The organism is Photobacterium sp. GB-1 (genome assembly GCF_003026165.1).
Classification (GTDB): domain Bacteria; phylum Pseudomonadota; class Gammaproteobacteria; order Enterobacterales; family Vibrionaceae; genus Photobacterium.
The window spans coordinates 426618-440848 of sequence record NZ_PYOB01000001.1 but is presented as its reverse complement, the minus strand read 5'-3'; the positions used below and the strand labels follow the sequence as shown (position 1 = coordinate 440848).

The window sequence follows — 14231 nt, the reverse complement described above, 5'->3', positions numbered from 1 at the left end:
TTATTGTCCAGCCTGCTTTCTATTGGATATATGTTTTGAATAGAATTTTCTTACTAATAATTTGGCTTTCTCTGGGGCTAGTCGGTTGTGCGCAAACACCAGATGAACCGTCAAAACAAATTACCTCTAACAATATTACTGATCATATTGATGCTGACAGTGATAGTAATGGCGTTTATGACCCATTTGAGGGGTTTAACCGTGCTATGTGGGATTTTAATTTTAACTATTTAGACCCGTACGTAGCCCGTCCAGTTTCAATGGCATATGTTAATTACACGCCAACCCCTGTTCGTAAAGGCATCATGAATTTTTTATCAAATTTAGATGAGCCTGCAAGTATGGTTAATAGCCTACTGTCGTTAAATGGCAAAGCTGCGGTCACCCATTTTAACCGTTTTTGGATTAATACAATTTTTGGATTGGGTGGTTTAATCGATATCGCATCTGCGGCTGACATAAATAAACCTGCGGATCGACGATTTGGTGACACGTTAGGTTATTATGGTGTACCAAATGGTCCTTATTTGATGTTACCAGTTTATGGCCCAGTGACGTTCCGAGGTTTTGGTGATGCGGCTGATGAACTCTACCCAATGTTCAGCTTATTAAATATTTGGGAAGGGCTAGGTAAATGGCTTTTTCAGGGGATGGAAGATCGTGCTGCATTAGCACAACAAGAAGCGATGCTAGAAAACTCACCCGATCCATATGTATTTACTCGTGATGCATATATTCAATATAAAGACTTTGTTGCCAGTGACGGTAAAGTTGACCAAGAGCAACAAGCAGATAGTTTTGATGATAGTTATCTTGATGAAATTGATGATCAGTAATATTACTTAACTAAAAAAGACCTCCAATAAGGAGGTCTTTTTATATGTGGTATAGTTTGTAGCGAGCTTGTTTTTCTAAATAAATTTTATTTTACTTAGAAACGGTAGCTTGCTTGTACACCCGCTAACCACACATCACCAGATGTTGTACCAGCGAAAGAGAGTTTAGTTGGTTGTTGAAGTAGGCCGCTAGCCAGGCCATTAATACTCTTATCTGTTTCGTTTAGGTGCGCTTTCTTCGCATAAACGTAGGTCAGGCCTGCATCTAATGTTAAATTCTTAGACCACTGGTAACCCGCACCAAGACTTAACCAAGTACGATCAGTTTCAGGGATCGTTTGAGTTCGGTGGGCTTCATCAACTGCAGCCATGTCATAGGCAATACCAGAACGAAGTGCGAGTTTACTGTTTACTTGGTAAGTAGTACCGATAGCAAAACGGTAGTTGTCTTTCCAGTTTTCTTCTTTAATTAGATCGTTACTGTGTGAACCAAGAGCCGGAATATTCGCTTCTAATTTTTCAAAGCTGCTCCAATCTGTCCAGTTGATGCTGGTATGAATAGCCCATTGATCGGTTAACTGGTGTAAGGTTGCAATCTCTGCAGATGCTGGAAGCTCAAGCGGTAATGAACCGGGTAAAGTTTGGTTGTTGTATGCAAGGCCGCTAGCGTGACCGCTAAGGTTTAGGTCAACAGCTGAGCGATAGCTTACGCCAATACGGTTTGCTGGGTTAATTTGCCATGCTGCACCTGCTTGCCAACCCCATGCATTATCTTCTCCTTCCATATATTTAAGATTTTTACCCGCTAAGCCTTGATCATAAATATATTTCTGTTGTGGTGACAACATTCCAGAAACAGCCGCTGGTAGTGCGCTTGGCAGTGCCGCGCCGAAGTGGCCTTTTGCCATAATATAACGCACACCGGCACCAACACTAAATTGGTCATTAATTTTGTAACCAAGATTAGGGTTGATTTCAACGGTGTGTACTTCCGCTTGATTACCGAAAAGAGAGGCAGTGAACTGGGTGCCAAGTTCGGTACGCATACCAAAGTTTGTACCAAATGCTAGGCCTAATGTTGCTTTATCGTTCAATTGACGAGAAATATAAAAATTGGGAATAACGGCACTATTAGCGATATCACGAGATTCAGTTTGATCTATGGTTTGATCATTAAGTTGTAGATTCCCTTTAACATCAATGTTTGGGTCAACGTAAATTGCACCGACTGATATTTGCGTACCTTCAAGGTATGTCAGCATTGCAGGGTTACGGAATTGGGCGCTGGCATTGTCAGCCATTGCTGCTTCACCAGCAAATGCGCGGCCTAAACCTGTTGCTGAATATTCAGCCAATTGGAATCCTGCAGCTAGGGCGTTAGAGCTCATGCCTAATGCTAATGCAGCCGTTAAAGATAATGTAATTTTATTTTTATTCATCATTTTAATATTAATCGCTAATTGTTCGCTGAAACTAAGTCGCGAATAATACCCTTAACAATTAATAGCGTGACAATTTATCGCTATAAATTCTACTTATTGAAGTAATATTCCTTTGATTTGTTTATTTTGGAATTATATCCGTTACTTTTTGTTCGTGCTGTTCTGATCTGATCTATTTTCAGCGTACACATGTACCAGTTGTTGTATTGTTCTGATTGTTATTTATACAAATTTTGAACGTGTCGAGTGAATTAATGAAAGGAAAGTGAGGTGGAAGTGGTAGTGAAAAGATTAAAAAAGGAGCCAAACGGCTCCTTTTAATCATTTTAGCGTTCAAGTGTACGCTGAAATTAGAATGAACGGCTGTATTGTAGACCGTACAACCATGCATTTGCACGAGTAGTTGCGTCAACCGACATACCGAGCGGATTGGTTTCATCTGCTTTAACATCTTTACCAATAAGGTAAGTTAAGCCAAAGTCGATGGTAGACTTGCTGTCTAGGTGGTAGCTAAAGCCGCCAGATAACCAGTTACGATCTGAATCAGGTACAGAAATAGACGTTTTTGAATCCTGTGCGCTAGTGTCATGCATGTAACCGGCACGAAGTGTCCACTGATCGTTTAGGTAGTAAGTACCACCGATAGAGTAGTGCCATCCATCTTGCCATTGGTAATCATTTAATTTAACGCCACCAGTTGTTTCTAGAACGTCAAACTCGCTCCAGCGGATCCATTGAATGCTGTAGTGAACCGCAAATTTATCATTTAGCTTATTGAAACCAGAAAATTCTGCCATATCTGGTAATGGCATTTTTAGCTTCTGATCGCTAAGGTCGTTGCCCGCATAGTGCATATCACCTTTAGCTTCTAATGTTGGGCTATAGCGGTAAGATAAGCCAAAACGGTTGTTTTGATCGAGTTCGTAGATAGTACCTAGGTTAAAGCCAAGTGCTACACCATCGGCATCAACATCAAGTAAATCAATTTTTGGTGTATTGATCGTACCATTAGGTGTTGGAATTTTTCCTGCAGGTATATAGCGATTTAGTTTACCACTGCCGTAAATTACGTCTAAACCACCACCAATGCTTAGTTGCTGGTTAATGCGGTAAGCAGCACTTAAACCTAAGTTCACACTTTTTACATCAGTTAAACCACCAAATACATTTGCAGCGTAGTTATCACTAAACTCAGTTTTAGTACCGAAGTTTGAGTAAAGTGATGCACCTACAGCGAATTTATCGTTGATAGGCTGAATGTAGTAGATGTTTGGCGCGTAACTAGTACCACCAATTTGATCATCAGGGATCTGATAACCATTGTATGTTGCATCTTTTACTTTAACGTCAGTATCAATGGCGATAATACCAAGAGACAGTGCAGGTGCATCAAATAATGTCATTGATGCAGCGTTTTTTGCCATTGTTGATGCGTTGTCAGCAATAACACCGTCACCTGAAAATGCACGGCCAAGACCGGTTGCAGATTGTGCATTCAGCTGAAAGCCCGCTGCCATAGATTGTGATGAAGCTAAGGCGATAGCAGCAGTAATCACTGAGCGTGTAAAAATTTGCTTCTTATTCATGCTTAGAATAATTCCTAATTATATATATTATTGTTTTTTATTAGCCTATGTTGGCTAATTTTCGATGATTGTAGGGGGTGTACTGACTTAATCAAATCTGACCAGTGTTATGTCTAAGTAAAAATACTTTTTAACGAAACTTATAGTGATTTTGGTATCAAATGTCGATGTTTTAGGTTGTTTTAACGACAAATATCAGATTTGAAAAACGGCAACATAGCGTGTGTTGCCGTTATTAAGAAGGACTAAAAATCAGTAGGAAAATTAGATTTCCCAGCTAAGGTCGTTTTTGATTTTACTCGCAACTGGCATTAAGTTTTGACCCTTATCGCCAACAATAATCAAACTTGCTTCTCTGATCGGTACGACTAAACTTTCATTGTTATTGTCTGTTGAGTTAGAAATAGCATGGCTTGGGGTTGGAACAACAAATACCGTGACTTTACCTTGAGGTGTATCCATCACCATATGTAATGAGCGTTTGCCATCAAAGCCACAATAGTTCACATAATAAATGTGCCCTGGTAAATCTTTCATTTCCGAACCAAAAGGTTGCAGCTTTGCATTCACTTGTTGCAACGTTGCTTTTTCATCGATGTTATCGACAAATTTTGCTTCATAAGAAACATGTTCAAGTGCGACATTGGCAAGGCTATTGATTGGTAACTGTTGGCTTGGTAGCAAATTCATTTGCCCAACAAAGAGACCAATAGCAAAAGCAACAGAGGCGGCGAGGCCATAAGACCAATAGCGATTAATGCCTTTCTTGTTGGTTTCTTCTCCAGCTTGTTGAAATAAAATTTTATCCGCCAGATCATCGGGTACATCGACTTTAAGCGCTTGCTCTAATTGGATATCAAGCTGTTGTAATTCATCGGAAAACTTTTTATTTGCGATCGATTGATGTTTACATGCCGTTACAGTGGGATCATTATCATGTGGATCAGCTAATAATCTCCGTCTAAATTCTAGTTCATCCATTCTGATTCCCCCTTTTTGACTCTTTATTTTCAAGTTGCTCTTTTAATTGGTTACGGGCTCGAAATAAGCGAGTCATCACAGTGTTTCGGTTAAGTTCAAGGATCTCTGCAATTTCATCACCATTAAAACCAGCCATGACCTGTAAAATGAGTGGTTCTCTATACTCCGGTGCCAAATTCATGATTAAACGTTGAAGCATATGTTGCTCAGTATTCATTTCAACACTGGGTGTGGAATCAGCAATTGCATGGTCATCAATATCAACCAAATCAAATCGTTTTCTTTCAAACCGACGTGCGTTTTCACGCCTAAGTATGGTAATTAACCATGCCTTAGCAGCTTTATCATCCTGTAGGCTATCAAGGGAACGCCATGCGCGTAAGCATGTTTCTTGTACCAAGTCTTCAGCAATATGCTGGTCGTGGCACAACCAATATGCGTAACGGTAGAGATCCCGATGCCAAGCCCTAACAAGGGCCTCGTATTTTCTTTGTTTGTCCATATCTAAAGAGACCGAGGGATCGTGTTTTTTCTTACCAAAAAAATTTTTGAACATGGCAATATCCGTCGTTGTCCTTACGAAAAATCTTATGAATAAAGAAAGCTATAAGGTGTTTACCTTTCTTTTTTATAATTAAGCTGATAATTCACACTAAAATTGATCTGGTTCAAAATTTGATTCCAGCAGCGCGTTATAGTGACAGCGTCATCTGATAGCGAGATGGTGGGTTGCAAAACCGGCTATTGTAATGCTATCTGTTGAGCAAGATGACAACTTCCTTTTGAAGGCTGACTTTACTTTCTCCTATCAGGTTTTCCTGATTTGCAATTAGCTTTATGTTGATTGACTTATTCATTACGCAGATTGCTTTCCGCGTGAATTATGACCATACCTTATAAGGTATGGTTTTTTTTTGCCTTTTTATCTTTGTTGACCTCTATTTTTACATCTTTTCTAATTCTCTCTCTAATTATCTGCATTTTTCCGCTTAATATCGTTTTAAAACTGAGAGGATAGATCACAATCTTTGACACTTCTTCCGTTAAATTTAAACACTTGATTGAATTTGGTAACATTTGGCTTACAATTGTGAGGTCTGACCTCTAGTGCACGGTGTGCCAAACGGCTTACTGTAAGCCAAATTATCAAAAGGAGTTGCGATGACACGTCTCCAAAATCTTACTACTCGTCAAGGGGAACGTATTGCCGTTGTTAGCGGTTTACGTACTCCATTTGCTCGTCAATCTACCGCTTTCGATGGTGTTCCTGCTTTGGATCTCGGAAAGCTGGTTGTCAATGATATGCTACAAACGCTTGATTTTGATCCGATGCTTATTGATCAAGTGGTGTTTGGGCAAGTGGTACAAATGCCAGAAGCGCCAAATATCGCGCGTGAGATTGTATTGGGTACTGGTATGAACATTCATACTGATGCTTACAGTGTTACCCGTGCCTGTGCCACTAGTTTTCAAGCCGCTGCGAATGTTGCCGAAAGTATTATTTCAGGCACGATCGATATTGGTATCGCAGGTGGTGCTGATTCATCATCGGTATTACCCATTGGCGTAAGTAAAAAAATGGCTGCTACATTACTTGCACTTAGCAAGGCGAAAACCATGTCAAAACGGCTTAAGTTATTAAGTTCGCTTAACATGAAAGATTTAATGCCTGTGCCGCCTGCCGTTGCTGAATATTCAACAGGATTGAGCATGGGACAAACCGCAGAGCAGATGGCAAAAACACATGGTATTAGTCGTGAAGAGCAAGATGCATTGGCTCACCGTTCACACACATTAGCGGCACAAGCATGGCGAGATGGATTGATCCGTGATGAAGTGATGACGGCATTCCCACAACCTTATCGCCAGTGGATAGATAAAGATAACAACATTCGTGAAGAATCGACTCTTGAATCTTATGCCAAATTACGACCAGCCTTTGATCGTAAATATGGCTCAGTCACAGCAGCAAATGCGACCCCATTAACGGATGGCGCAGCCGCAATACTGATGATGCGAGAAGGGCGAGCTAAGGAATTAGGATTAACACCATTAGGATATATTCGTTCCTACGCGTTTTCCGCAATAGGGGTTGAAAGCGATATGCTGATGGGACCTTCTTACGCGACACCTGTTGCACTGGAACGTGCAGGTTTAAATTTATCTGATCTAACCTTGATTGACATGCATGAGGCTTTTGCTGCCCAAACATTAGCAAATTTAAAAATGTTTGCTTCTACTAAGTTTGCGCGTGAAAAGTTAGGCCGTATTGATGCGATTGGTGAAGTTGATATGGATAAATTCAATGTGTTAGGTGGCTCATTGGCTTACGGGCATCCATTTGCAGCAACAGGCGCACGTATGATCACCCAAACTTTGCGTGAGTTAAAACGTCGTGGTGGTGGCTTTGCATTGAATACGGCATGTGCAGCTGGTGGTTTAGGTGCGGCAATGATTTTGGAGGCTGAATAATGACGCAATCTGCATTTAGTTTATCGTACAAGGATAATGGTGTTGCTTGGCTAAAAATAGATGTGCCAAACGAGAAAATGAACACCTTACAAGCTGAATTTTCAGAGCAAATAACATCAGTGCTCGCAGAGCTTAAAGCACGTTCTGATATTAAAGGGCTTGTTGTCTATTCAGGTAAGCCTGATAACTTTGTCGCTGGCGCTGATATTCGCATGTTGTCAGCCTGTGAAACAGCACAAGAGGCACAAGCCTTAGCTGTAAAAGGACAGGTTTTATTTTCACAGTTAGAGCAACTGCCTTTTCATGTGGTTGCAGCGATTCACGGCCCATGTTTAGGGGGCGGCTTAGAGCTTGCTCTTGCTTGCCATAGCCGAGTTTGTAGTGATGGTGATAAAACCCGATTAGGTTTACCAGAAGTACAGTTGGGATTACTCCCGGGCTCTGGCGGTACTCAGCGTTTACCTCGTTTGATTGGCGTAGCTAATGCGCTTGACATGATTTTATCGGGTAAGCAATTACGCGCGAAAAAAGCGGTGAAATTGGGGGTGATTGATCAAGTTGTCCCTGAAAGTATTTTATTAAATGTTGCCGAGCAAATGGCTTTATCGCCAAAACCTAGCCGCAAATCATCCATGCAAAATTGGGCATTGGGCGGAAATCCATTAGGTCGCTCAGTAGTGTTTGATCAAGCGGCGAAAAAAGCACATGAGAAAACACGTGGGAATTATCCTGCTGTTGATGCCATTTTAGAAGTTGTGAAATATGGTTTACAGCATGGGATGGAAAAAGGGTTAGAACAAGAGGCTAAAGTATTTGGTGAATTGGTGATGTCACCGGAATCCGCCGCGCTTCGTAGTATCTTTTTTGCCACAACAGCAATGAAAAAAGAAACGGGTTCAGAGGCAGAGCCATTAACTGTCGAACGAGTCGCTGTATTGGGTGGCGGTTTAATGGGCGGCGGTATTAGTCATGTTACAGCAACGAAAGCAGGTTATCCGGTACGGATCAAAGATATTAGTAATGATGGTATCCAAAATGCGCTAGCGTACAATTTCAAGCTACTTGAGAAAAAACGTAAGCGTAAAATTATCTCGAAAGCCACATTACAAAAACAAATGCTAACGATAACAGGTGGGACTGATTTTACTGGCTTTAATCAGGCCGATGTCGTGATTGAAGCGGTATTTGAAGATTTAGCGCTCAAACATCAAATGGTAAAAGATGTTGAAGAGCATGCAAAACCAACCACAATTTTTGCCACGAATACATCCTCATTGCCGATCAATCAAATAGCACAAGCGGCAGAGCATCCTGAGAATGTTGTTGGTCTTCACTATTTTAGTCCTGTAGAAAAAATGCCATTGGTTGAGGTCATTCCACATCAAGGCACGGAAACAGGGAGTGCAACGTCAGAAGAGACGATTGCAACGGTTGTAGCCTTGGCGAAAAAACAAGGTAAAACCCCGATAGTGGTCGGTGATAAAGCAGGCTTCTATGTTAATCGTATACTAGCGCCTTATATGAATGAAGCGGCACGCGTACTTCTTAGTGGTGAGCCGATTGAACATATAGATACAGCTTTACTTAACTTTGGTTTCCCTGTTGGGCCAATCACATTATTGGATGAAGTTGGTGTTGATATCGGCGCGAAGATAAGTCCTATTCTGTTAGCTGAACTCGGTGAACGATTTGAAGCACCAGATGTGTTTGATTTATTGCTGAAGGATAATCGCAAGGGACGTAAAAGCGGTAAAGGTTTTTATCGTTATAATACCAAGAAAAAAGAAGTCGATAAGTCGGTTTATAAGCTTCTTGAGTTGGAACCAAAGATTAAAGAATCTGAAACTGAAATCGCGGTTCGTTGTAGTTTAATGATGCTGAATGAAGCAGCAAGGTGTTTAGATGAAGGTGTGATCCGTTCGGCAAGAGATGGCGATATTGGCGCTATTTTCGGTATCGGCTTCCCACCGTTCCTAGGCGGGCCATTCCGTTATATGGATCATATTGGGATAACGCGTTTTGTTGATATGCTAAACGAGTACACAGATAAGTATGGTGATCGCTTTAAACCGTGCGAGCGATTACTTGATATGGCCAAAGAAGAGAAAACGTTCTATTAGCCAATAGATTAATGAAAAAAACCGATGAGCTTAGGCCATCGGTTTTTTTTGCTATTCAATAAAGCCTTAATTCTCTTAATAAATGTTATACACAACGAATGACAATAGACAAAAAGCCATATTTAACACTTATTTGTAAATATGGCTCGTTATGTAGACGGTCGTCTTAATTGTTAGACGAGTCATGCCAGCTTAATAAGCATTATCTTGAAATTCTGTGACTGATTCAATTGGTTGACCTATCTCTAAAGGTGCGTAATCACTATGCGCTTTGCCTTTGTAATACATGACTAATCTATTCGCTGTTCTTGGTTTAATGGTATCAACAACAAATTTGATCATATCTACACGATCTAATTGTTTAAGCGCATCAACAACACGCTGACGTTGTTGGAACGTTTCATCTTTATTGCCGATACTTACCCAAAACCGTTGAGCACGAGATCGTAAATTAGTATCTGGCTCTGAAATTTGAGCAATTAAACCTTGCTTACTGTCTTGCCATTGCGCTTCATTCAATTCGAGCAATACAAGTGCAAAAGCATTGGTAAAATCATCAATTGCCTCTGATAAGTAACTTGGATCGGCAACAGGTGATTGAATATATAAGATCAACCCTGGATGACGATTAAGCGGTAGATTGGCCGTTCCTACCATATAACCCAGTTGTTGTTTCGTGCGTAACTCATGGAAGAACGTGGTCGACATTAAATGATTAGCTAACGTATAAATCGCAATTTGCTCAGGTGTGGTTTCCTGAGATTGGTAATACATTAAGATTGCTGAATCTTCATGATTACAATCTAACTCATACGTTAATGTACCCGCATTGTCTAAATGTACCAGCGGACGTTGTGATTCACCATAAAGTTGGTCAGTCACTCGGAATGCATCTTTTAATATTTCAGCTAATGCTAACGCATCTTTTTTAAGCCAATTGCCATACACAAAGGCATCAATATGAAGCTCTGCGAACATTTCATCAACAAAGCTTGGTAGCTCATCTAACTCGATTGATTCTAACGCTTCAATCATGACAGGGTAGGGCGGATTATTGGGTTGTAGTAATCCTGTTAGCTGATTAAATAATTGTGAAATCGGTTTATCTTCAGCTGCGTTACGCCAATTACGTAGCATTTGTGCTTTGATATTGGTGAAACGATCGTGATCAAATTTTCGCCCAGCAAAGCGCTCAAGTATCAGCGTCATAAGCAAAGGTTGTTTTTCACTAAAGCCTGATAACTGAAGCGTCACTCCCCCTTGGTGAGCATAAAGATTATACGACATACCTGCAATCTCAGCGGGATAAGCGGTCTCATTTATCGCTTCTAATAGCATTTCAACACATAGGCGAGTTTTTACGATATTACGTGGTGAACTCACCGCATGCGGGCTATCAATGGCAACATAAACTATACCTTTAGGTACGCGGAAATCATGTTCTTGTTTATGCCATAAACGAAACCCAGGTAAATCTTGAATTAACTGAGGAGGTAATTCTGAGCCAGGTTCAAGTGGTAAAGGCTCAAAATTATCACAAAGATATATATTGCGCTCGGGTAGTGTTAACTCAGGATCCAGTTCAATATCTTGCCATAACGCTTTTTGTTCCGCGGTAAATGGTGTTACTGAGTAAGGCGTGTCATACCATTGTGCTGTGCGATCATAATGGCCACCTTGAGCAACCAAGGTTAATCGCATATTGGTCGGCTCAAGGTAATCTAAGATCTGCTCGATTAAGGTATGATCGTATTGCTCCATCATATAATCACCGTAGATGATATCTTCCGGTTTATAATGCAACAGGTTTAAAACCAAATAACTGACAGTATCTAATGGACGGCTTTTTTCTTGATAGCGGAAAGCCATTTCAAGTACAGCTTTCTTCTCTTGTTGTCGCCATTGAGCTAAGCCATGTAGCTTAATGAGTTTAAGGCACTGAAAAACGCTAGTGACTATCTCGTCAATGTGATCTTGACCTTTCGGCGTTAAATTCAAACCTACGGTAAATTCTCTGAAATTACTGCCGCTAACGCCGCCACCGGCGGTTAAGGTATTAATAAAACCCCGTTTTTTGAGAACTGACATCAAACTACCTTGACCTTCATTGCCTAGTAAATGGGCAATATAAGATAAGGGTTTCGCGGTATAAAACTCATCTACACACGGCAAAGAAAATGACAGCGTTAACTTTCGTAGTTCTTTAATTGGTTCAATTTGAATAAATTGTTGTTGTTGTTTTTCGGTCACAAACGGCGTAGTAAGCGGTGTTTTTACAACATCTGTTTTTGGAATATGGCTAAAAAAGTCATTCGTGAATTGTTCTAATTCATCTAATGGTTGGGGGCCTAATAAGACGAGACCCATCGCATCCGCTGAATAATGTTGATGGTAAAAAGCTATTAAATCATCCCGTACAGATTTGCCATCACGATCGTCTAGTGTCGTAAGATCACCGACTGAAAACTTAGCAAAAGGGTGCTCTGGGTTAATGGTTTCTTTTTGTACTTGATAAAGGCGGCGGACATCATCTTTTATTTTTAATTTATATTCAGAATCAACAGCTTGTCTTTCTTTATCAACGGCTTCTTCATTAAATAATGGTGCAGTGAAAAACTGCCCAAAACGATCTAATCCTTCTTTAAAAGCATGGGGGCTGACTTCAAAGAAAAACGTCGTGTTTTCTGTTCCAGTCCATGCATTGTTACTGCCGCCACTGCGATTGATAAAGGTTTGAAATTCCCCAACACGTGGATATTTTTCAGTACCTAAAAACAGCATATGTTCGAGAAAGTGCGCCATACCTTGACGATCAAGAGGATCGTCAAAATGACCAATTTCGACGGATAAGGCAGCAGCGGAGCGAGGCGCTTCAGCATCATGAACCAGCAATACGCGTAGTTCATTCGCTAAAGTAAGATAGCGATACTGCTTGTGATCATTTGGGCTTATATGCACAGGAAGAGCCTATTTTTAAAGGAGAATTGGATCAATTATGACCTCCAATACACAGACTGGCAAACTGATAGTTAACTTTATTTACGTAGTTATGAGCGTGATATGAAAACCCAACGTCAAGGCTTAATCCTATTTTAATAAATGATTTGTTCAGGTTGGCTAACCTTGTCACGGATTCGTTATCAAATTTGCGTAAGGAGTATGCGATATGAAAGGGAGTTGCTAGCATGATAGAGAGATACGTTGAAAAAAATGCATTAGCATGTCAATTAGTAATAAAATAAGCCTCATTATCACAACTCATTGAACGACCTGTTTAACGAAGAGAAACGGAAACTTATGCGAATTTATATTATGCGTCACGGTGAAGCTGAAAATTTTGCGGCGAGTGATGCAGAGCGCCCGTTGACAGAGCGCGGTTCACGCCAATCAAAACAGATGGCGGAAATGCTAGCCCAGCAATTAAATCAACCATTAGACACTGTACTGGTGAGTACGTATTTACGCGCGCAACAAACATGGCAATGTATGGAAAGTGTATTACCGGGTGTTGCAAATGTTCAAGTGAGTGATGAGATCACCCCTTATGGTGATGCTGTAACGGTAGTCGATTATTTAAAAGCAATGATTGGGGTTGAAAAGCCACAATCGGTTCTATTAGTTTCACATCTACCTCTGGTGGGATATTTAACCTCAGAGTTGGTGGCAGGCATACAGCCCCCTATGTTTAGTACTTCGGCCATTGCTGCTATTGATTACGATCCTGACATGGATAATGCAGAATTGGTTTGGCAAAACGTACCACAATAATATGGCTTTGATGACGGACAATAGGTAAGTGCTGGTTATGGTAAGAGTATCGTTAATTTCTTTTCTCACTTCGATATTGCTAATGGGCTGCGCTTCTACCGCTGAGCCTGTTCGTATTTCAGCAAATGGTATGATCAAGTGGTCAGATGGACGAAAAGAAGGCATGCATGTATCGAGTACGGGAAGCACATTAACCTTTGCTAATTATTCCAATGCGATCGGTGAAGGGCCTATTCGTATTTTTGCGCGTATTGATAGTGCACGAAATGATGACTGTGAATACTTTTACGATGAAACCGTGATTAAACGACGTTTAAAAATATGCGCCACTGGAGAAGTGACGCTATTTAATCACGGTAAAGTAGTGAAGGTTGGACATATAGTAAAACCAAGCTATTAAAATAGGACAACCGAGTAAGTGATATTGCGATGCGCGTTTTGCTTACTCGATGTTCTTTTATCTTTCAGGTATTTCGATAAGCACGAGTAGTGCGCCATTCCCACCAAATTCAAGGGGAGCTTGGTGAAAAGCGAGTACATCTGGATGTTGTGCCAACCACATCGGCGCTTTTTGTTTCAAAATATGCTTTCCAATACCGTGCATTACACAGGCACAAGACACATTCTCTTTTATACAGGCTGCAATCATAGCGGCGAGTTCTCGCTTGGCTTCTTGTTGCGTCATGCCGTGCATATCTAAATAAATGTCAGGTACGTAAACACCCCGACGTAACTTTTTTACTTCATACTTAGAAACGCCGTCGCGTGCATATTGCACAGGGCCATTTTCATTAAGATGAGGCTCAAATTCATCTGAGAAATAAAATTCATGGTTTTGACTTTCTTTGCCCATGACTTTTGCTTTATCAGCTTTTGTAGTCTGTTTGCGTGGCGTGATTATGGTATCATGCGAAAACTTTTTTACGCCTTTTATCGCATCTTTGAAGAGAGCCATCTCTTCATCAAGGTTTGGATCTTTTTTACTCATAATGAAATTCCAACAACTATATAGCGGTAATGTCGCGT

Annotated in this window: 11 protein-coding genes; 5 read left to right on the top strand and 6 right to left on the bottom strand. The window is 40.7% G+C overall.

Translation table 11 applies throughout. The features are described 5' to 3' along the window. Positions 1 to 35: 35 nt before the first annotated feature. Positions 36 to 836, top strand: a complete 801-nt coding sequence (locus C9J45_RS01855; protein WP_107205522.1) for a VacJ family lipoprotein — start codon at positions 36 to 38, stop codon at positions 834 to 836. Positions 837 to 931: 95 nt separating this feature from the next. On the opposite strand, the gene C9J45_RS01850 is transcribed toward C9J45_RS01855, so the two are convergent. From C9J45_RS01850 to C9J45_RS01835, 4 genes are all read right to left on the bottom strand, one after another. After that, positions 932 to 2275 (bottom strand): outer membrane protein transport protein, encoded by a 1344-nt coding sequence (locus C9J45_RS01850; protein WP_199188046.1) that lies wholly within the window; start codon positions 2273 to 2275, stop codon positions 932 to 934. Positions 2276 to 2628: 353 nt separating this feature from the next. After that, positions 2629 to 3864, bottom strand: a complete 1236-nt coding sequence (locus C9J45_RS01845; RefSeq protein WP_107290580.1) for an outer membrane protein transport protein — start codon at positions 3862 to 3864, stop codon at positions 2629 to 2631. Between the two features lie 264 nt (positions 3865 to 4128). Continuing rightward, positions 4129 to 4845, bottom strand: coding sequence for a DUF3379 family protein (locus C9J45_RS01840; RefSeq protein ID WP_107259364.1), 717 nt, complete (start codon positions 4843 to 4845; stop codon positions 4129 to 4131). Further along, on the bottom strand, positions 4838 to 5401 hold the full coding sequence (locus C9J45_RS01835) for a sigma-70 family RNA polymerase sigma factor (RefSeq protein WP_107205526.1): 564 nt from the start codon (positions 5399 to 5401) through the stop codon (positions 4838 to 4840). Before C9J45_RS01835 ends, C9J45_RS01840 begins: the two co-directional genes overlap by 8 nt. Positions 5402 to 6006: 605 nt before the next feature. Here C9J45_RS01835 and fadI point away from each other — a divergent pair. Together fadI and fadJ are read left to right on the top strand one after the other, a co-directional pair. Then, positions 6007 to 7317, top strand: coding sequence for an acetyl-CoA C-acyltransferase FadI (fadI, locus tag C9J45_RS01830; protein WP_107205528.1), 1311 nt, complete (start codon positions 6007 to 6009; stop codon positions 7315 to 7317). After that, positions 7317 to 9437 carry a fatty acid oxidation complex subunit alpha FadJ gene (gene fadJ / locus C9J45_RS01825; protein ID WP_107292084.1) on the top strand — a complete coding sequence of 707 codons (2121 nt, stop codon included), beginning with the start codon at positions 7317 to 7319 and terminating at the stop codon, positions 9435 to 9437. Before fadI ends, fadJ begins: the two co-directional genes overlap by 1 nt. A gap of 192 nt (positions 9438 to 9629) precedes the next feature. Here the strand turns inward: fadJ and C9J45_RS01820 are convergent, their stop codons facing one another. Next, positions 9630 to 12395, bottom strand: a complete 2766-nt coding sequence (locus C9J45_RS01820) for an insulinase family protein (RefSeq protein ID WP_107292083.1) — start codon at positions 12393 to 12395, stop codon at positions 9630 to 9632. A gap of 339 nt (positions 12396 to 12734) precedes the next feature. Between C9J45_RS01820 and sixA the strand changes: the two genes are divergently transcribed. After that, positions 12735 to 13205 carry a phosphohistidine phosphatase SixA gene (gene sixA, locus C9J45_RS01815; protein WP_107205531.1) on the top strand — a complete coding sequence of 157 codons (471 nt, stop codon included), beginning with the start codon at positions 12735 to 12737 and terminating at the stop codon, positions 13203 to 13205. A 37-nt stretch (positions 13206 to 13242) separates the two neighbouring features. Continuing rightward, positions 13243 to 13605, top strand: a complete 363-nt coding sequence (locus C9J45_RS01810) for a hypothetical protein (RefSeq protein WP_233217609.1) — start codon at positions 13243 to 13245, stop codon at positions 13603 to 13605. Between the two features lie 57 nt (positions 13606 to 13662). Here C9J45_RS01810 and smrB read toward each other — a convergent pair whose 3' ends face one another. Beyond that, positions 13663 to 14193: an endonuclease SmrB gene (smrB, locus tag C9J45_RS01805; protein WP_107205533.1), complete on the bottom strand. Its 531-nt coding sequence runs from the start codon at positions 14191 to 14193 to the stop codon at positions 13663 to 13665. Positions 14194 to 14231: the final 38 nt, after the last annotated feature.

Excerpts from the sequence above, each read along its gene's own strand:
- fadI (WP_107205528.1), top strand. The coding sequence starts at position 6,007 with ATGACACGTCTCCAAAATCTTACTACTCGTCAAGGGGAACGTATTGCC.
- C9J45_RS01810 (WP_233217609.1), top strand. The coding sequence starts at position 13,243 with ATGGTAAGAGTATCGTTAATTTCTTTTCTCACTTCGATATTGCTAATG.
- C9J45_RS01835 (WP_107205526.1), bottom strand. The coding sequence starts at position 5,401 with ATGTTCAAAAATTTTTTTGGTAAGAAAAAACACGATCCCTCGGTCTCT.
- smrB (WP_107205533.1), bottom strand. The coding sequence starts at position 14,193 with ATGAGTAAAAAAGATCCAAACCTTGATGAAGAGATGGCTCTCTTCAAA.
- sixA (WP_107205531.1), top strand. The coding sequence starts at position 12,735 with ATGCGAATTTATATTATGCGTCACGGTGAAGCTGAAAATTTTGCGGCG.
- C9J45_RS01845 (WP_107290580.1), bottom strand. The coding sequence starts at position 3,864 with ATGAATAAGAAGCAAATTTTTACACGCTCAGTGATTACTGCTGCTATC.
- C9J45_RS01840 (WP_107259364.1), bottom strand. The coding sequence starts at position 4,845 with ATGGATGAACTAGAATTTAGACGGAGATTATTAGCTGATCCACATGAT.
- C9J45_RS01850 (WP_199188046.1), bottom strand. The coding sequence starts at position 2,275 with ATGAATAAAAATAAAATTACATTATCTTTAACGGCTGCATTAGCATTA.
- fadJ (WP_107292084.1), top strand. The coding sequence starts at position 7,317 with ATGACGCAATCTGCATTTAGTTTATCGTACAAGGATAATGGTGTTGCT.